Below are 18,642 nucleotides of genomic sequence, written 5' to 3' on the forward strand. Positions count from 1 at the left end.
GGGCAGGCGGATCGCGGGGACCGGGGCCGCCGCGCCCGCGCCGCCCCGGGCGCCACGGGGGCCGAGCCGGAGAGGCGGCAGGAGGGGGTACCGAGGTCGGCGGCGCATCCGCCGGGCGGGGCACGCGGCTCCCGCCGGGAAGGCGCGGTGCGCCCCGCCCGGTGGGGTGGGCGGGGCGCATCCGGGTCAGACCGCTCGGCCCCGTTTTCCGGCGGTTCGGGCGATGACCGTGTCGACCAGCACGAACGCCAGCAGGGAGGCGCCGAACAGCGGGAGGAACAGGCCGACCGCGACGGCGGCCGCGGCGACCAGGATCCGGGCCCGCCAGGTGAGCCGGCTCCAGGCGCCGCGCGGGATCGGGCGGCCGAACCCGGCGCGGCCTCGGGTCGGGCGCCGCTGCCACCACATCCGGTAGCCCAGCACGACCAGGGCCAGGGCCGCGACCGCGACCGCCGCCAGCAGCAGCTGGTTGGGCAGCCCGAACAGCAGGCCCATGTGCGCGGCGATGCCCCAGTTGGTGAGCTTGGCCATCAGCGGGAAGTCGTCGAAGCGCAGCTCCTCGACGACCCGGCCGTCGGCCGCGTCCACCGCGACCTGGTCCTGCTGGACCGGCCAGGCGCGCTGCGTCTCGGCGACCGTGTAGGGGGCGCCTTCCCCGTCCGGGACGCCGATCTCCACCGGGCCGTCCAGCCCGGCGGCGCGGGCCTCGACCAGCGCCTCGTCCGGGCCGATCCCGCCGTGGCCCGCGTGCTCCCCGTGCCCGGCGTGGTCCCCCTCGCCCTCCTGGCCGCCGTGGCCACCGTGGCCGGACCGGTCCGCGCCGTCCTCGGCGGCCGCGCCGTGGCCGGCGTGGCCGCCGCCGTCCGCGGCGGAGAGCGCGGGGGTCTCCCAGCCGAACGCGGAGCGCATCGCGCCGATGTTCTCCCCCGCATAGGCCGACCAGGACAGCCCGGTCGCGGAGAGGAACAGCATCCCGACCAGGGCCCAGATGCCGACCGCGCCGTGCCGGCCGAGCGTGCGCCTGCGGCCGCCCGCCTCGCGCCCGGGCAGCAGGAGGCGGCGGATCCGGCCGGGCCCGCCGGGGCGGCCGGGGCGGGTGGACCAGAGCAGCGCGCCGCCCGCGGCGACCGCCCACAGCCAGCTCGCCGCGAGTTCGGTGTAGATCCGGCCCGGCTCGCCCAGGTGCAGGTGGCGGTGGAGCTCGGCGAGCCAGGTGCGCACCGGCAGGGAGCCGCTGCTGCCGTAGACCTCCAGCTCGCCGAGGACGTCCGCGGTGTAGGGGTCGACGAAGACGCCCATCCGCTTGCCGTCGTCCTCGGGCTTGGTGAACAGCACCCGGGTGCTGTCGTCGGGGGCGTGCCCGGGGCGGACGGCGTCCAGCGTCCCCTCCGGGTAGGCGGCGGTGGCCGCCTCCACCTGGTCGCGCAGCGGGATCCGGTCGGTGCCGACGGCGACGTGCAGCCGGTCGGCGTAGAGGACCTGCTCCAGCTGCGGGGTGAAGGTGTACAGCAGGCCGGTCACCGCGGCCACCACCAGGAACGGGGCGACCAGTACGCCGGCGTAGAAGTGCAGCCGCAGCAGCAGCGCGCGCAGTGCGGCTCGGGAGCCGCCGGGCGGCGCGGCCCGGTCGGCCTCCGCCCCGGGTTCCGCTGCGGAGCGGCCGGGGGCGGGGTCGGAGGCGGGGTCCGGACGGCCCTGGGAGGGTTCCGGTTCCGCCGGGTGCTCGGGGGCGTCCGGTCCGCCCGGCGGCGGCTGCCGCCGGGACGTGTCGCCGGATTCGATGGACAAGGCTCTGCTCCTCGGGTTCGCGAAAGGGAACCGGGGCGGGGCGGCGGCCGGTGCGGGCGCGGGCGGGGTGGCCCGGGCGGCCGCACCGGAAGGGCGCGGCGGCGCGCACGGCGGCGCTCTGCTCCGAATCCCCCGGTTCGGGTCGGCGGCGCGGCCGACCGCACCGCTGATCGCACCCGCTCCTCGGGGAGCCGTGGCGCAGGGCACCGCGGCGTCGGGCGGACGCCCGGCGGGGAGGGCGGATCAGAGGCGGGTCGGCGAGGGGAGCGGTGGCGGGCCTCTCCGGACCACCACGTGCCGCAGCGCCCCCAGCGCGGGCGCGGGCAGGCCGGCGGGCTCCGCGGGCACCGTGACCGGGGCCGCGGGCGGCTGCGGGGCCACCGGGGCCGGCGGCAGCATCCGGGCGAGCAGTGCGCGGACCTGGCGGGCGAGCGCGAACGCCGCGGCCTCACCGCGCCGGATCCACCACCCTCCGACGGCGACGGCCGCGGCGTGCGCGGCGATCATGCTCCAGCCGCCCTGGGCGCTCGTCTCCGCCGCGGCGGACAGGTGCGCCGGCGCCCCGTGCCCGCCTCCCCCGGTGAGGGACTGCGCGGTGGAGAAGACCAGGTGCAGGGCGAGCTGGATCCAGGCGAGCCAGGCGGTGACGGTGCCCAGCCCGCGCTCGCGGGCCGTTCCGGCGTACCCCAGGGCGAACACCGGGACCGCCGCGGCGGCCAGGCCGGCGGCGGGGACGTGGTGCCCGCCGCTCAGCGCGTGCCCGACGGCGGACACCCCCACGCATACCGAGGTGAACGCGGCGGCGCGCGCTGCTCGGAGCGGGGACGTGTCGGTCACGGAGGACATCTTGGCCCACTTCTCGGGCGGTGTGTACCCGGGGTGGCCTCCCGATCCGGAGAGCCCGCGGGGACGGGGAAGCGGGGCCGGCGGCCCGGTACGGTCCGGTGCAGCCGCCCCGGTCTGCGGACGCGCCCGCGCGGTCCGGCCCGTTTCCGGGCGGCCGGGGAAGGAACCGGAGGCGTGGATTTCCCGTCGGTAGGGGGCCGGGTCCTCCGGGCCGCCCCCCGCCCGGAGGCCCCGGCCCCTTCTTCCCCGACTCGGAGCAGGCGACCATGCAGAACCAGACCTTCCTCTTCTTCGCCCTGGCGGCCGCCGGGATCTTCCTCTACCACCTGTTCGCTTGGGTCCGCGATGCGCTGCGGCGGCGCAGACGGGAGCGGGGCGGGGCCGAGGCGGAGGCCGTGGTCGACCAGGTCGGCCCGGTGGAGCCGCCGGAGGCGACCGAGCACCCGTTCGTGCTGCGCTACCGGCTGCCGTCCGGCGCCGAGCACGTGCAGCGCTTCGAGCGCGGCCTCGACGGGGCGGTGCCCGAGCCCGGCCAGCGGCTGCGGGTCCGGTTCGACCCGGCGGACCCCGCCAACGCGGAGGTCACCGGCGGCCCCTGCACCGGCCCGCTGCCCGGGGCGCCCGAGCCGAAGCGGCCGGGGGCGGTCGCCCGGGCGCTGCCTCGACTCGGCATGCTGCTGGTCGCGGCGCTCTTCACGGCGCTGTTCCTGGTCTCCGCCCAGGAGGGCGAGCTCTCCCTGCCGATGTTCGGGCTGCTCTTCGCCGCGGTCGGGCTGTTCACCGCCGCCGGCGGGACCGTGGCGCTGTACCGGAACGCGAGGCTGCGCCGCTCCCCGATGCACACCACCGGCGAGGTCACCCACATGTGGGAGGAGTGGCGCACCCGGGGCAGCGGGAACGACCGGCGCCGCTACCGGGTCCACCCGTACACGGTGCGCTACACCGTGGCCGACGGGCGCGTGGTGCACCGCCGGTCGCCGGAGGCCTCCTCTTCGCCCCGGTACCGGGTCGGGGACCTGGTGGAGGTGTACTACGACGCCTCCGAGCCGACCCGCTTCTCGCCGGGCTCGCCGGGCGGCGGCGCGTCGGTCGCCGGGTACATCGGGATCGGCATCGGCCTGCTCTTCGCCCTCGGCGGCGGGGCCGCGTTCTTCACCCTGCTCTGACCCGCGGGGGGAGGGGAATTCCCTCCCCTCCTTTCCCACCGGCCCCTCTTTTTTACAATTCCCGATAAATGGGGCGTTCCACTCCGCCCGGTGCGGCGGGGATTGACCGCGCGGCGGGCGCTACCTAGAGTTCATCGGCACGCGCCCCCGTTCACCGGTGAGCGGAGAAAGGGCCGCGCAACCGAGGAGGGCCATGTCCCGAACCGTTCGCGCAGCACTCGTCCAGACCGAGTGGACCGGCGACACCGCCTCCATGGTCGCGGCCCACGAGCGGTACGCCCGCGACGCCGCGGCGCAGGGCGCCGAGGTGATCGGCTTCCAGGAGGTCTTCAACGCCCCCTACTTCTGCCAGGTGCAGGACGAGGAGCACTACCGCTGGGCCGAGCCGGTTCCCGACGGCCCCACCGTCTCCCGGTTCCGGGAACTGGCCGCCGAACTCGGCATGGTCATGGTCCTCCCGGTCTTCGAGGTGGACGGATCGGGTTTCTACTACAACACCGCGGCCGTGGTCGACGCGGACGGAACATATCTCGGGAAATACCGGAAGCACCATGTTCCGCAGCTGAAAGGGTTCTGGGAGAAGTTCTACTTCCGGCCCGGAAACCTGGGCTGGCCGGTGTTCGACACCGCGGCCGGCCGGATCGGCGTCTACATCTGCTACGACCGGCATTTCCCGGAGGGGTGGCGCGCCCTCGGCCTGGCCGGGGCGCAGCTGGTGTACAACCCGTCGGCCACCAGCCGCGGCCTCTCCTCCCACCTGTGGAGGCTGGAGCAGCCCGCGGCGGCCGTCGCCAACGAGTACTTCGTCGCCGCGATCAACCGGATCGGCCGCGAGGAGTACGGCGACAACGACTTCTACGGCACCAGCTACTTCGCCGACCCGCGCGGGGCCTTCGTCGGCGCGCCCGCCTCCGACGCCAAGGCCGAGCTGCTCGTCCGCGACCTGGACTTCGGCCTGATCGACGAGGTCCGGCACCAGTGGGCCTTCTACCGCGACCGCCGCCCCGAGGCCTACCGGCCGCTGACCGAGGCGTGAGGACCGCCCCGCGCCGCGGGCGCCGGGGGACGCGGCGGTGCGGGGCCGCGCCGCTGGAGAGAGAAGGAGCCGCCTGTGAACCGCACCCTCGTCACCGGGGGACTCGTGCTCGGCGAGTCCGGGGAGAGCAGCGCCGAGGTGCTCGTCGAGGGCGAGAGGATCGCCGCCGTCGCCGCGCGGGGCAGCGAGGCCGCCGAGGCCTGGGCCCGGAGCGGGGCCGAGGTGATCGACGCCTCCGGGCACTACGTGCTGCCCGGCGGGGTGGACGCGCACACCCACATGGAGATGCCGTTCGGCGGCACCTACGCCTCCGACACCTTCGAGACCGGCACCCGCGCCGCCGCCTGGGGCGGCACCACCACCATCGTGGACTTCGCGATCCAGCCGGTCGGCGGGGCGGTCCGGGAGGGCCTGGACGCCTGGCACGCCAAGGCCGACGGGGTGTGCGCCGTCGACTACGGGTTTCACGCGATCCTCTCCGACGTGACCGAGGACTCGCTGAAGGAGCTGGACGCCCTGGTCGCCGAGGGCGTCACCTCGTTCAAGCTGTTCATGGCCTACCCCGGGGTGTTCTACAGCGACGACGGGAAGATCCTGCGCACCATGCAGCGCGCCGCGGGCAACGGCGGGCTGGTGATGATGCACGCCGAGAACGGCATCGCCATCGATGTGCTGGTGGAGCAGGCGCTGGCCGAGGGGCGGACCGATCCCCGGGTGCACGGCGAGGTCCGCCGGGCGCTGCTGGAGTCGGAGGCGGTGCACCGCGCGATACAGCTGTCCCGGGTGGCCGGAAGCCCGCTGTACGTGGTGCACGTGTCCGCCGAGGAGGCGGTGGAGGAGCTGGTCCGCGCCCGCGACGCGGGGCTGCCGGTGTTCGGCGAGACCTGCCCGCAGTACCTCTTCCTCACCGCGGACAAGCTGGCCGAGCCGGACTTCGAGGGCGCCAAGTACGTCTGCTCCACGCCGCTGCGGCCCGAGCACCACCAGCGCGCGCTCTGGCGCGGGCTGCGCACCGGCGACCTCTCGGTGGTCTCCACCGACCACTGCCCGTTCTGCTTCTCCGGGCAGAAGGAGCTGGGCCGGGGCGACTTCTCCCGGATCCCCAACGGGATGCCGGGCGTGGAGAACCGGATGGACCTGCTGCACCAGGCCGTGGTGGACGGTCGGATCACGCTGCGCAAGTGGGTGGAGACCGCCTGCGCGGCCCCGGCGCGGATGTTCGGGCTGTACCCGCGCAAGGGGGTGCTCGCCCCCGGCTCCGACGCCGACCTGGTGGTCTACGACCCCGGTGCGGAGCAGGTGATCTCCGCCGAGACGCACCACATGAACGTCGACTACTCCGCCTATGAGGGCACCCGGGTGCGCGGCCGGGTGCGCACCGTGCTCTCCCGCGGCCGGGTGGTGGTGGACGGCGGGTCCTACCTCGGCGCGGCCGGGCACGGCCGGTACGTCCCCCGCTCCACCTGCGGGTATCTGGACTGATCCGGGCTTCGGGGACCGACGACGAGAGGGGCGACGAGTGGACTTCGGACTGGTGCTGCAGACGGACCCGCCCGCGGGGGCGCTGGTGGAGCGGATGCGCCGCGCCGAGGAGGGCGGGTTCGGCTACGGCTGGACCTTCGACTCCTGCGTGCTGTGGCAGGAGCCGTTCGTCATCTACAGCCGCGTCCTGGCCGCCACCGAGCGGCTGCGCGTGGGCACCATGGTGACCAACCCGAGCACCAGGGCCTGGGAGGTCACCGCCTCGTCCTTCGCCACGCTCAACGACATGTACGGGGCGCGGACGGTGTGCGGGATCGGCCGCGGCGACTCGGCGATGCGCGTCGCGGGGCGCCCGCCGGCCACCCTGGCCCAGCTGGAGGCGGCGATGCACGCGATCCGCGAGCTCGCCGAGGGCCGCGAGGCCGAGGTGGACGGCGCCGCGATGCGCCTGCCGTGGGTGCGCGGCGGCCGGCTGCCGGTGTGGACCGCCGCCTACGGCCCGCGCGCGCTGGCCCTGGCCGGGCGCGCCGCCGACGGGCTCATCCTGCAGGTCGCCGACCCCTACCTGGTGGGCTGGATGGTGCACGAGGCGCGGGCGGCGGCCGCCGCGGCCGGGCGCGACCCGGCCGAGCTCACCGTGTGCGCGGCGGCGCCCGCCTACCTCACCGACGGGAGCGCGGAGCAGGCCGCGCACGCCCGGGAGCAGTGCCGGTGGTTCGGCGGCATGGTCGGCAACCACGTCGCCGACCTGGTGGCCCGGTACGGGGAGGGGTCCGGCGCGGTCCCCGAGGAGCTGACCGCCTACATCAAGGACCGGAAGGGCTACGACTACGGCCACCACGGCCGGGCCGGCAACCCCGACACCGCGTTCGTCCCGGACTCGGTGGTGGACCGGTTCTGCCTGATCGGGCCGCCCGACGCGCAGCTGGCCAAGCTGGCAGAGCTGCGCGCGGCCGGGGTGGACCAGTTCGCGGTGTACGCGATGCACGACGCGGTGGACGGGCTGATCGACGGGTACGCCCGGGAGGTCGTGCCGGCCGCTCCGTGACCGGACCGCCCCTGTTCCGGGGTCTCCGGGGGCGCGGCCGGTGCGCGCTCCGGCCGCGTCCCCCGCCGCCCGGGTCCGCCCCGGCGCCCGGCCGCCGGGGCGGGGCCGGCCTTCTCCCCGGAGGCGCGGCGGCCGTCCCGCCCGCGCGGGATGCGGCCGGAGCGGCGGCGCCCCCGCTGTTGCGGCGGTGCCGAGGCGCACCGTAGCCTTCCGCCGCACGGCACCGCGGCCGGACCGGCGCGGTGCGGCCCCGCGCGGGCCGGTTTCCGCCGGTTTCCGCCGGTTCCGCCCCGATACCTGGAGCGTGTCAGCACATGCCGGAGACGACCGAGTTCGCCCCGACCTTCTCCCTCGTCGACGCGGACGGCGACGGCCTGATCAGCGCCGAGGAGCTCACCCGGCTGATGGAGGCCCTCGGCTCCCCGTGCACCCCGGAGCGCGCCCAGGAGGTCGTCCGCGCGATGGACGGGGACGGCGACGGCCGCATCTCCCTGGAGGAGTTCTCCCGGTTCATGTCCGGCGACCGGGCCTGAGGACAGCGGCCGGAGGAAGGCGGCGGGCGCCGACACCGCCTGCCGCTCCCCCCTTGCTCCATGGTCTCGGCGCTGCGGCCCCGCCAGAGCGCTCTGGCGGGGCCGCAGCGCCGAGACCGTCGGAAGCCGGACCGCGCCGGCGCCCGGATGCACAGGGGTCAGAGTTCGAAGACGCCGAAGCCGAAGCCCCGCACCCGGACGCCCTCGGCGGTGCACTCGGCCCCCTCGGTGAGCAGCGGGCGGGCCCCGCCGTACCCGGCGACGGCGGCCTCGGCGGCGTCCCGGCGCGGGTTGACCGCGACCAGGTAGCGGCCGTCCCGCTCGTACACCAGCGGGTAGCCGTCCGCGACGACCTCCACCGCGCCGCCGGTGCCCAGCCCGGTGCGGGCCTTGCGGAGCGCGATCAGCCGGCGCACCAGGTGCAGCAGCGACCCTTCGTCGGCCCGCTGCGACGCGGCGTCCGGGCGGCCCGGGTCGGGGTCCAGCGGCAGGTAGAAGCGGTCCTCGGGGGCGGTGGAGAAGCCCGCCCCCGGGGTGGCGTCCCACTGCATCGGGGTGCGCGAGCCGGCCCGGTTCACCCCGGGGACGAGCTGGCTGCCCTCGGTGTCCGGCAGGTCCGGGACGAAGCGCATGCCGATCTCGTCGCCGTAGTGGATCGCGGGCAGCGCGGGCCAGGTGAGCAGGAACGCGAAGGCCGACCGGGCCTGCTCCGGGGTGCGCGGACCGCACACCAGCCGGGAGAAGTCGTGGTTGGAGGTGGGCAGGGAGATCCGCCCGCGCCCCTCGACCGCGGCGGATGCGCCGCGCCACGCCTCCAGGAAGGTGCGCGGGCTCCCGCCGCCCTCGGCGTCGAAGTAGCAGCGGCTGCCGCGGAAGTCCCAGGGCCGGCGGTCGGTGCCGGCCCGGGTGTCCCACAGCGACCGCAGCGCGGCGCCCCGCCAGGGCCCGCCGAAGTGCAGCAGGAAGTCGGCGTGGAACCCGGCGCCGACCGCCGTCGCCGGGTCGCCCCACTCCGAGACCAGCACCGCCTCGGGGTGGTCGGCCCGCAGCCCGGCCCGCAGCTCGTTCCAGAGCCGGCCCGTCTCCACCCACCCCGGGTCGTCCTTGACCAGCGAGTAGGCCATGTCCACCCGGAACCCGGAGACGCCCCGGCTCAGCCAGTGGTCCATGATCTCGGCGAGCGCCCTGCGGTTGGCCCGCGGCCCCTCGGCGTCCACCGGCAGCCGCCAGGGCTCGCCCTCCCTGGGGTGGGCGTAGCCGAAGTTCAGCGCGGGCTGGCTGGGGAAGAAGTTCGGCTTGTAGTAGCCCTCCCGGCTGCCCGGCGAGGGCCGGAACCCGGGCGCGGGCCGGTCCGCCCAGATGTAGCGGTCGTCGGAGGGGTCCGACGCGGAGTGCACGAACCACGGGTGCCGGTCCGAGGTGTGCCCGGCGACCAGGTCGAACAGGATGCGGATGCCCCTGCGCCGGGCCTCGTCCACCAGGAGCGCCAGGTCGTCGTCGGTGCCGTAGCGCGGCGCGACGGAGAAGTAGTCGGCGACGTCGTACCCGGCGTCGGTGAACGGGGAGGCGAAGCAGGGGTTGATCCACACCGCGTCCACCCCGAGCCACTCCAGGTGGTCCAGGTGCGCGGTGATCCCGGCGAAGTCGCCGATCCCGTCCCCGTCGGAGTCGGCGAAGCTCTGCGGGTACACCTGGTACAGCACGGCGTCGTCGAACCACTCGGGCACGGTGCTCCGCTCGGCGCTCGGGGTCATCGCGGGGCCTCCCTTCTCTCGGCGGCACGGGACTCGGCCGCACGAGACGCTTCCTCCCCGGCACCGGCCGCCGTCACCCCGGGACCGCCCGCGGCGCGGCGGCCGCATCCGGCCACCCCCGGGCCTTCCCGGCCCCGGCCGCCTCGGTGCGCCGGCCGCGCGGGGCGCGGGCGCCGGGAGCCGGGCTCGGCGGCGCCCCGGTCCGGTGGCGGGATCAGAGCTTCACACCGGCCGAGGCCAGTGGCCGCGCCAGGGGTTCACCAGCCGGTTTCCGGGAAGCGGCGGCGGATCTGCGGGGCGGCGGCCTCCAGCACGGTGTCGAACCAGACCGAGAACGGGGCGGCGGCGCGCATCGCGCGCAGTTCGGCGGGGCCGGCGAAGGCCGTCTCGGCGATCTCCCCGGGGTCCGGGGCGAAGTCGGCCGGGGCCTCGCCGACGAACAGGTGGTTGAACTCCCGCTCGACCAGTCCGGACCCGGGGTCGCTCAGGTCGTAGGCGACGGTGCCGGCGGCGGCGAGCATGGCGGGCGGCGCGCCGAGCTCCTCCGCGGTGCGGCGGGCCGCCGCGGAGAGCGGGTCCTCCCCCGGGAAGGGGTGCCCGCAGCAGGTGTTGGACCAGGCCCCGGCGGAGTGGTACTTGCCGGCGGCGCGGCGCTGCAGCAGCAGGCGCCCGTCCGGGTCGAACAGCAGGACCGAGAAGGCCCGGTGCAGCCTTCCCGGGGCGGTGTGCGCGGAGAGCTTCTCCGCGGTCCCCAGCGGGGCGCCGCCGGGGTCCACCAGTTCGACCAGGATCTCGGTCATCGTGCCTCCTTGCACGGGCGGGGCCGCGGGGAGGAGGCCGCCTCGCCCCGCGGCGCGGGTGCGCCGGGTCAGCGGCCGCGGCACGGGCACGGGACGCGGCCGCCCGCTCTCCGTTCGTCCAGGTGGGAGCGGCGTTCCCAGCATAGGGGCGGGGCGGGCGGCAGGGGGCCCGATCGCGATACGGGGCGGATGTCCCGTTCGGGGTGCCCGGTCCGCCGCCATTGCGGCGATATCTCCGCCCCTCAACGGGAGATCTCGCCCCCGGGCGATGATCTTGACGTTGCGGGGGTGTCAGAGCGCTCTGACACCCCCGCAACGTCAAGATCATCGGGAAGGAACGGGGGGGATGGGCCGGTCTCCGCCGCCGGGCGCGCGCTCCGGGGTCAGACCTCTTCCACGACCCGGGTCCCGGCGGCCTTGTCGTGCAGCGCCTGCCGGTCCGGACGGTCCTTGACCGCCCAGCCGATGTCGGCGATCCAGTACAGCCCGCTGACCAGGTTCACCCACGGGCTCCAGCCGAACAGCAGCGGCCCCGCCCAGAACAGGCCGCGGACCGCGGCCGCGCGGGTCGAGAGGAGGGGCTCGGCTCCGCGCAGCGGCACCACCCGGAGCCCCATCACCCTCTTCCCCGGGGTCGCCCCCCACTTGGGCAGGAAGAGCACTTCGTAGCCCCACCAGATCGCGAAGAAGAGCGCGGCGAACGACCCCAGCCCGGCGCCCTCGGAGAGCGGCCCGTCGGGGAGCGCCGAGCCGGCCACCATCAGCACGGCGAGCAGCGGCACCAGCGCGACCATGGAGACCGCCTGGACGATGACGCAGTCGATGAGCCGGGCCGCGAAGCGGCGTCCCAGGTCGGCGCTGCGCGGCCGCTCGGCGGGACCGGCGCCCCAGCCGTGCTGCGGACCGCCGCCCGGTCCGTGACCGCCCCCCTGCGCCATCGCCACTCCTTCCGCTCGCGCCCGCTCGCAACGTCCCCGCGCACACCGTCCGGCCCGGGTGCGACGCTACTCGATCGGCCTCCCCCGATTCACATCCGAGGTAACGGGCCCGGGGGCGGGCGACGGCCCCGAGGGCGGACGGGGGCGGGAAGAGCCGGCGCGCGGCGGAGCGGGGCCGGGCCCGCGCCGGGAGGCTCGGCGGAGCCGCGGGCCCCGTGGCCGGTTCCGGAACCTCCGCGCGCGTGTACGGCGCGCCGCGTGTACGTGCGGTTCCGGCGGATCCGGTACCGGCGGGGCCCTGGACGGCGGGCGAGAGGCCGGTTCCGGCCACGCCCTGATGCGGCATACCCGCGGACATTCCGGGGCAAGGTATCCGCAACACACGTCTCGCAGGACCCCACCCGCCCTTCAGCCCCCGACCGTCGCCCGCACCGGGGCGTCGAAACCCGCGGCGCCGGAAGACGCCCGAAACCGGCTGCGGAGAGTCAGCGACGGCTCACCCCAGCGGCACTAGCGATGACCAGGAGAGCCCCCATGACCCCGTCCTCCCCCCTCACCGTTCTGCTCGCCGGCGACAACGCCGTGATGCGCGCCGGGCTCGCCGCGCACCTGCGCAGGGCTTCGGGATCCACCGTCCTGGAGAGCCGGACCGGGGCGGAGGCGGTCAAGACCGCCGGGGAGGAGCTCCCCGACGCCGTCCTGCTCGATGTGCACATACCCGCCTCCGGCGCCGATCCGGTGCGGGAGCTGAGCAGGCTGGCGCCGGTCGTCGCGCTGGCCTTCGCCGGGGACCGGGAGGAGGGCCGGGCCGCGGTCGGCCGGGGCGCCCGCGCGTTCCTCCAGTACGGCTCGTTCACCCCGCCCGAGCTGGCCGAGGTGGTGGCGGCCGTGGTCCGGCCCGGGGGCGAGCCGGCCGGGCAGGCCGACGTGGACGCGCTCGTCGCGGCGCGCGGCCCGGCCACCGCCGCGGCGCTCCGCTCCGAGAGCGGCCTGACCGAGCGGGAGTCCCAGGTGATCCGGCTGGTCGCCGGCGGGATGTCCAACTCGATGATCTCCGACCACCTGGTGGTCTCGGAGAAGACGGTGAAGAACCACATCAATCACATCTACGCCAAACTGCACGTGCGCAACCGGGCCGAGGCGGTGCAGCGCTGGAAGGAGGCGGAGTCCGCCCTGGTCTGACCCCCGGCCCGCGGGACCGCCCGGAGAACACCCTCCCCCGGTACGCGGGGGCGGCGCGCTCGCGCTGCCCCGCAGCGGGTCCGGGGCGCGGCGCGGGTCCGCCGGATCTTCTCTAGAGTGAGGGCCGGAAAGCGCCGTGCAGGCGCCCCGCAGACCCCGCCCGCTCGAAGGTGTGCCCCGTGCAGATCGGACCGTCCCCGCGCCGCCGCGCGCTCCGACCGGTGTTCGCGGCCGCCGCCGCGGCGGTGCTCGCGTCGGGCTGCACCGGCCCGGCCGACGGCGGGGGCGGCGCCGAGCAGCAGCGCGCCGAGGAGGGGGTGTTCGACCCGCCCACCGAGTTCGACGCCTCGGCCGGGGTCCGGATCGACGTCGGCGCCCGCGAGGGCGTCCCGCTGCCGCCGATCGACGGCGAGACGGTCTACTACGCCGACGAGGACGGCCTGCACGCGCACGACGGGCTGGACGACCGCGAGCTGTGGAGCGCCGCCCCCGACCAGCCGGTGCACGGGGTCCGCCCGGACGGGGCGGTGCTCGCCGAGATCGACGACCGGCCGGTGGTGATCGGCGCGTTCCTCACCCGCAACCCCGGCGCGGGCGACGCGGTCGCCCAGGAGCGGCTGGAGGTGCTGGCGGTCGACGCCGGCGACGGCGAGCCCGTCTGGCACCGGGAGGTCATCCCCTCCCGCGGCGGGGTCCCCGACGCCGACGACGTGTTCGTGGTGGGCGCCGACGGCGACGCGGTGGTGGTCTCCTACGGGACCGCGTTCGCGTTCGACCCCGCCGACGGCGAGCCGCTCTGGTCCGACCCCGGGGTGCGCCCCGAGGTCCTCCAGGACGGCTCGGTGGTGGGCTGGGAGGCCGGCAGTGCCCCCGGCGCCCTCACCGCGCTCTCCGCGCGCGACGGCTCCCCGGAGTGGACCCTGTGGGGCGAGGACTCCGCCGAGGAGGGCCGCCCCCGCTACGCCGCCCCGATGGGCGGCGGACTGGTCCTGGTGGCCCGCGAGGCCCCGCCCTCCGGCGGCGCGGGACCGCCGGAGGCGGGGGGCGGCGGGGCGGAGCGGCCCGGGGGCGCAGGGGCGGAGGAGCCCTCCCCCGGGGAGCGGGCCGTCGAGTGGGCCGCGGTGCACGCCGGAAGCGGCGAGGTCGCCTACTGGCCGGACCCCCTCCCCGACCAGGTGTGCCGGTACGACGAGCAGTCCCTGCTGGCCTGCTGGTCGGACGGGACCTCCACCCCCGCGGTGCAGGTCTACACCGCCGACACCGGCGACCTGCTCTGGAGCGACGAGAAGCTCGGCGGCGGCGTGCCCACCTCGATCCGCGGCGTCTGGCACGGGCTGCTCTACGCCGACCGGGGGCTGGAGGGCGCCGCGGCCGGCATCTACAGCCTCGACTTCCAGAACGACCTCGGCCTCGACCCGGGGGTCGCCCCCGACTCCACCAACGGCGTCCTGGGCCTGCGCCGCGGCGGGGGCGGGAAGGTCACCGCCTACCCCGCCACCGGCTGACCCGCCTCCGCGCCGGGCCGGACCCGGAACACCGCGCCCTCCGGGGCGCGGCGCCGGGGGCGGCCGCCGATGTCCGCTCCGCTCCCCGGGGCGCATAGAGTTCCCCTGGTTCCGGTCGGCCGCGGCGCCCCCGCGCCGAGGCCCGGAACACGGTGGCCGGGAGCAGGACGCGGGGAGAGGACGGCGATGGGGCAGGACGGCCGGGACGGCGGCGCTCGGATCGATCCGGAGCGGCTGGAGGCGTGCCTCGCCGTGCTGGCCGAGGCGGAGGGGCTGCACCCCGAGCACCCCGACTCGCTGCGCGTGCAGCGCGCCACCGCCCGCCTGTTCAAAGAGGTCAAGCTGCGCCGCCGCCGGGAGCGGCGGGAGGAGCAGAGCGCGGCCGACGCCGCCGTGCTGGCCCGCACCGCGACCGCCGCACCGGACCGGATCGACGACGAGACCCGCGGCGCCGAGCTCGCCCCCGCCGCGACCGGGGCCAGCGCCGGGGTGCTGCACCGGGCCCGCCCCTGCTACATCTGCAAAGAGAAGTACACCGTCGTCGACGCCTTCTACCACCAGCTCTGCCCGGACTGCGCGGCGGAGAACCGGGCCCGCCGGGACGCCCGCACCGACCTGACCGGGCGGCGCGCGCTGCTCACCGGCGGCCGCGCCAAGATCGGCATGTACATCGCGCTGCGGCTGCTGCGCGACGGCGCGCACACCACCGTCACCACGCGCTTCCCCAACGACGCGGCGCGCCGGTTCGCCGCCCTGGCCGACAGCCCGGAGTGGCTGCACCGGCTCCGCATCGTCGGCATCGACCTGCGCGACCCCGCCCAGGTGACCGAGCTGGCCGACACGGTGGCCGCCGAGGGCCCGCTGGACGTGCTGATCAACAACGCGGCGCAGACCGTGCGCCGCTCCGCCGCCTCCTACGCCCTGCTGATCGAGGCCGAGTCCGCGGCGGCGGCGCTGCCCGGCTCCGGGCCGCGCCCCGAGACCCTGGTGCTCGGCTCCGCCCCCGGCGCCGGCGGCCTGCCCGCGGGCGCGGACGGCGCGGGCGGTCCGGCGATGGCGCCCGAGGCGCTCACCGCCCTCGCGCTGACCCGCGGCTCGGCCGCGCCGGAGCGGATCGCCGCGGGCACCGCGGTGGACGCCGGCGGGCTGGTGCCCGACCTGGCCCCGGTGAACAGCTGGACGCAGACCGTGGGCGAGGTCGACCCGGTGGAGATGCTGGAAGTGCAGCTCTGCAACGTCACCGCGCCGTTCGTCCTGGTGAACCGGTTGCGCCCGGCGCTGGCCGCCTCGCCCGCCCGGCGCGCCCACGTCGTCAACGTCTCGGCGATGGAGGGGGTGTTCGGCCGCGGCTACAAGGGGGCGGGGCACCCGCACACCAACATGGCCAAGGCCTCGCTCAACATGCTCACCCGGACCTCCGCCGAGGACATGTTCGCCGACGGGATCCTGATGAACAGCGTGGACACCGGGTGGATCACCGACGAGCGCCCGCACCCGGAGAAGGTGCGGCTGGCCGCCGCCGGGTTCCACGCCCCGCTGGACCTGGTGGACGGGGCCGCCCGGGTCTACGACCCGATCGTGCGCGGGGAGGCCGGGGAGGATCTCCACGGGTGCTTCCTCAAGGACTACCGGCCGTCCGGCTGGTGAGCGGGGCGGACGCCGATCCCCGGGATGACCGGCGGAACGTCGGCACGGTGCGCGAGAATCCGGAACATTACGCCGGCGAGGGACGTTCGGCCACGCGGGAGGTGCGGTGATGGCGGAGGAGTGGGTCGCACTCGACTTCGAGACGGCCAACGGCGACAACGGGAGCGTCTGCCGGGTCGGCATGGTGAAGGTCGCCGGCGGCACCGTCACCGACCGCCTCCTGGAGTACGTGCAGCCGCCCGAGCCGGTCTCCTGGTTCGACCCCGGGCTGGCCCCGTTCAACGGCGGGGTGACCGCCGAGGACGTGCGGGACGCCGCCCAGTGGCCCGAGGTGCTCAAGCGGATCCTGGCCTTCGCCGGCGGGGCCCCGGTCGTCGCCCACTTCGCCCCGATGGAGATGGAGGTCGTCCAGCGGGCCTGCATGCACAGCGGGATCCCCGTCCCGGAGATGGAGATCGCCTGCTCGGTGGTGCTGGCCCGGTCGGTGTGGACCGACAGCCCGGACCACAAGCTCAAGACGCTGTGCACCCGGATCGGCTTCGACCTGGACCACCACAACCCGCTCTCCGACGCCGAGGGCAGCGCCCGCATCGTGCTGGAGCTGATGCGCGAGCGCGGGGCGCCCACCCTGGGCGGGCTGTGCACCCGGGAGGACGTGGTGCTGGGCCGGATCGGCCCGGACCGCGCCCCGGCCTACTGCCGCAAGCGGCGCGGCCCCTCCCCCCGGTTCTCCCGGTGGAACGAGGAGAGCCGCGCCGAACCGCCCGCGCCCGACCTGGACAACGCCGACCCGGACGGCCCGCTCTACGGCGCCGTGGTGTGCCTGAGCGACACCTCCCGGGACAAGATCGAGCTGTGGGGCGAGATCGCCGCGGTCGGCGGGGCCGTCTCCAAGAACGTCACCAAGAAGGTCACGGTGCTGGTGGTGGGCGACCACTCGGCGGCCACCGCCAAGCGCCGCAAGGCCGAGGAGTACCGGGCCAAGGGGCAGCCGATCGCCATCATCGACGAGGCCGAGCTGGAGCAGATCCTCCGCGAGGGCGCCTGACCCCCGGCGCCGAAAAGGGCGGAGCGCCCGGCGCGGTGCCGGGCGCTCCACCGGGGCGCCGGGTCGGTCCCCTCCGCCGCCGCGGCGGCGGAGGGCACGGACTACTCGGTCCAGCCGATGTCCTCGTAGATGATCGAGGACAGGCCGTTGGCCCCCCAGTTGGCCAGCTTCTCGTTGACCGCGAAGGTGCCCGGGCGCTGGAACAGCGGCACCGCCATGGACTGCTCCCACAGCATCCGGTCGATCTCGTTGGCGATCTCGGCGTACTTCTCCGGGTCGGTCTCGGCGACCAGGTCCTCGAAGCCCTTGTTGATCCCCTCGGTGCTGGTGAAGGTGAGGTTGTTGCCCCAGACCGGCTTGCCGTCCTCGTCCTCGCCGTGCGGGCCGGTGAAGTTCTCCGCGGAGTCGCCGGAGTACGGGCTGGTCCCGACGAGGACGTAGGTGGTCGCGTCGTAGTTGCCGGGGATGACGTACTCGGTGAAGAAGGAGTTGTTCGGCACCGAGTTGATGTCCACGCCGACGTTGATCTCGGCCAGCTGGCTCTTGGCGATCTCCGCCTCGTCCGCGGTGTTCTGCAGGTCGGAGGGGATCACCCAGTTCAGGGTGAGCTCGTCGCCGTCCTCGTTGGTGCGGACCTCATCCCCCTCCTTGAGCGTCCAGCCCGCCTCGTCGAGCATCTCGGCGGCCTTCTCCGGGTCGTACTCGCCGTAGCCCTTGCTGTTGTCCTTGAACCCGGTCTGGGTGGAGCGCAGCAGGCGGTTGGCGGTCGGGTCGGTGGTCCACTCGACGCCGCCGAGGGTGGCCGAGGCCATCTGCGCCCGGTCGATGCCGTGCACCAGGGCGTTGCGGACCTCGACCTGCTCCAGCAGCTGGCCCTCGCCGCCGTTGAAGGTCATGTGCCGGTAGGCGTTGTCGATCGCCTCGGTGATCCGCGAGCCCTCCTTGTCCTTGAGGAGCTCGTAGTCGGCGGCCTCGTAGCCGAGGTAGTAGCCGTCGATCTCGTCGTTGTTGTAGACGCCGGACAGCGCGTCGTTGGCGTAGCTGTGGAAGATGATCGAGTCCAGCTTCGCCGGCTCGCCCCACCAGTCGTCGCTCTTGTTGACGGTGACGGTCTCCGCGGTGTCGTCGAACTCGACGTCGCCGAACGGGCCGGCGGTGACCGGGAAGTCCTTCTCGTAGCCCTTGTTGAACTCCTCGGGGTCCTCCATGTACTTCTTCGGGTACAGGATCTCGAAGAGGAGCGGCCACTCGCCGTAGGAGGACTTCATCTCAAGGGTGAACTCGTACTCGTCCGCGCCCTTGACGACCTTGTCGATCAGCTCGTAGCCGGACTTGTCGCCGATCTTGTACTTCTTGTCGTCCTTGCGCCCGCCGGAGAGGGTCTCCGCCTGCGCCTCGTAGTCCTCCCAGGTGATGGGGTCGCCGTTGGACCACTCGGCGTCCGGGTTGAGCTTGTAGTGGATCTCCAGGCCGTCCTCGCTGACCTCGGCCTCTTCGAGGTAGGGGGTGTTGGGGGAGAAGTCGCCGGACTCGTTGTAGACCATCGGCCGCGGCATCACCGAGGCGGCGATCCGCTGCACGTTGGCGAGGTTGCCGTCCACGTGCTCCAGGTTGTACTGGGTGGGGTACTCGTTGATGCCCCAGTTGAACGTGCCGCCGTCTTTGATCTCGGCGCGGTCGGTCTTGTTGATGTCCACGGCGGGGATGTCCGCGAGCTTCTTCTCCTCGCCGCCCTCGTCACCGCCGCCTCCGCCGCTGCACGCGCCGAGCAGCAGCGTGACCGCCGCGGCCGACGCGGCGAACGACGCCGAACGTCCGAGTCTCATATCGGGTTCTCCTCGCTTCTTCCTGGTCACGGGGGGATGGCCG

15 protein-coding genes are annotated in these 18,642 nt (G+C 75.2%); 9 read left to right on the forward strand and 6 right to left on the reverse strand.

Features of this window, described 5'->3' with window-relative positions; genetic code table 11:
- Positions 1–186: 186 nt before the first annotated feature.
- Together J0910_RS24715 and J0910_RS24720 are read right to left on the reverse strand one after the other, a co-directional pair.
- On the reverse strand, positions 187–1,788 hold the full coding sequence (locus tag J0910_RS24715) for a PepSY-associated TM helix domain-containing protein (protein WP_420160932.1): 1,602 nt from the start codon (positions 1,786–1,788) through the stop codon (positions 187–189).
- Positions 1,789–2,031: 243 nt separating this feature from the next.
- On the reverse strand, positions 2,032–2,634 hold the full coding sequence (locus tag J0910_RS24720) for a hypothetical protein (RefSeq protein WP_420160933.1): 603 nt from the start codon (positions 2,632–2,634) through the stop codon (positions 2,032–2,034).
- Between the two features lie 266 nt (positions 2,635–2,900).
- Here J0910_RS24720 and J0910_RS24725 point away from each other — a divergent pair, with 266 nt between their 5' ends.
- The 5 genes from J0910_RS24725 to J0910_RS24745 all read left to right on the forward strand — a co-directional run bounded on the left by J0910_RS24725 (position 2,901) and on the right by J0910_RS24745 (position 7,899).
- The gene (locus J0910_RS24725; RefSeq protein ID WP_420160934.1) at positions 2,901–3,800 is read left to right on the forward strand and encodes a DUF3592 domain-containing protein; all 900 of its coding nucleotides are present in this window, start codon (positions 2,901–2,903) and stop codon (positions 3,798–3,800) included.
- A gap of 193 nt (positions 3,801–3,993) precedes the next feature.
- Complete coding sequence (locus tag J0910_RS24730; RefSeq protein WP_420160935.1) at positions 3,994–4,836, forward strand: nitrilase-related carbon-nitrogen hydrolase; 843 nt, start codon at positions 3,994–3,996, stop codon at positions 4,834–4,836.
- A 75-nt stretch (positions 4,837–4,911) separates the two neighbouring features.
- On the forward strand, positions 4,912–6,318 hold the full coding sequence (hydA, locus tag J0910_RS24735) for a dihydropyrimidinase (protein WP_420160936.1): 1,407 nt from the start codon (positions 4,912–4,914) through the stop codon (positions 6,316–6,318).
- Positions 6,319–6,355: 37 nt separating this feature from the next.
- The gene (locus J0910_RS24740) at positions 6,356–7,366 is read left to right on the forward strand and encodes a TIGR03842 family LLM class F420-dependent oxidoreductase (protein ID WP_420160937.1); all 1,011 of its coding nucleotides are present in this window, start codon (positions 6,356–6,358) and stop codon (positions 7,364–7,366) included.
- Positions 7,367–7,680: 314 nt separating this feature from the next.
- On the forward strand, positions 7,681–7,899 hold the full coding sequence (locus tag J0910_RS24745) for an EF-hand domain-containing protein (protein ID WP_420160938.1): 219 nt from the start codon (positions 7,681–7,683) through the stop codon (positions 7,897–7,899).
- A 158-nt stretch (positions 7,900–8,057) separates the two neighbouring features.
- On the opposite strand, the gene J0910_RS24750 is transcribed toward J0910_RS24745, so the two are convergent.
- From J0910_RS24750 to J0910_RS24760, 3 genes are all read right to left on the reverse strand, one after another.
- The gene (locus tag J0910_RS24750) at positions 8,058–9,653 is read right to left on the reverse strand and encodes an alpha-amylase family glycosyl hydrolase (RefSeq protein ID WP_420160939.1); all 1,596 of its coding nucleotides are present in this window, start codon (positions 9,651–9,653) and stop codon (positions 8,058–8,060) included.
- A gap of 257 nt (positions 9,654–9,910) precedes the next feature.
- Positions 9,911–10,453, reverse strand: a complete 543-nt coding sequence (gene idi, locus J0910_RS24755; protein ID WP_420160940.1) for an isopentenyl-diphosphate Delta-isomerase — start codon at positions 10,451–10,453, stop codon at positions 9,911–9,913.
- Positions 10,454–10,836: 383 nt separating this feature from the next.
- Positions 10,837–11,391: an RDD family protein gene (locus J0910_RS24760; protein WP_420160941.1), complete on the reverse strand. Its 555-nt coding sequence runs from the start codon at positions 11,389–11,391 to the stop codon at positions 10,837–10,839.
- Between the two features lie 534 nt (positions 11,392–11,925).
- Between J0910_RS24760 and J0910_RS24765 the strand changes: the two genes are divergently transcribed.
- The 4 genes from J0910_RS24765 (at position 11,926) to J0910_RS24780 (ending at position 16,773) form a co-directional block, all read left to right on the forward strand.
- Complete coding sequence (locus J0910_RS24765; protein ID WP_420160942.1) at positions 11,926–12,573, forward strand: response regulator transcription factor; 648 nt, start codon at positions 11,926–11,928, stop codon at positions 12,571–12,573.
- A 179-nt stretch (positions 12,574–12,752) separates the two neighbouring features.
- Positions 12,753–14,078: an outer membrane protein assembly factor BamB family protein gene (locus J0910_RS24770; protein WP_420160943.1), complete on the forward strand. Its 1,326-nt coding sequence runs from the start codon at positions 12,753–12,755 to the stop codon at positions 14,076–14,078.
- Positions 14,079–14,264: 186 nt separating this feature from the next.
- Positions 14,265–15,725 (forward strand): SDR family NAD(P)-dependent oxidoreductase, encoded by a 1,461-nt coding sequence (locus J0910_RS24775; protein ID WP_420160944.1) that lies wholly within the window; start codon positions 14,265–14,267, stop codon positions 15,723–15,725.
- A 109-nt stretch (positions 15,726–15,834) separates the two neighbouring features.
- The gene (locus J0910_RS24780; protein ID WP_420160945.1) at positions 15,835–16,773 is read left to right on the forward strand and encodes an exonuclease domain-containing protein; all 939 of its coding nucleotides are present in this window, start codon (positions 15,835–15,837) and stop codon (positions 16,771–16,773) included.
- 101 nt (positions 16,774–16,874) lie between these two features.
- Here J0910_RS24780 and J0910_RS24785 read toward each other — a convergent pair whose 3' ends face one another.
- Complete coding sequence (locus J0910_RS24785) at positions 16,875–18,599, reverse strand: ABC transporter family substrate-binding protein (protein ID WP_420160946.1); 1,725 nt, start codon at positions 18,597–18,599, stop codon at positions 16,875–16,877.
- Between the last annotated feature and the right edge of the window lie 43 nt (positions 18,600–18,642).

Origin of the sequence: Nocardiopsis oceanisediminis (assembly GCF_048595525.1) — a bacterium.
In the GTDB taxonomy this organism is placed as follows: domain Bacteria; phylum Actinomycetota; class Actinomycetes; order Streptosporangiales; family Streptosporangiaceae; genus Nocardiopsis_A; species Nocardiopsis_A oceanisediminis.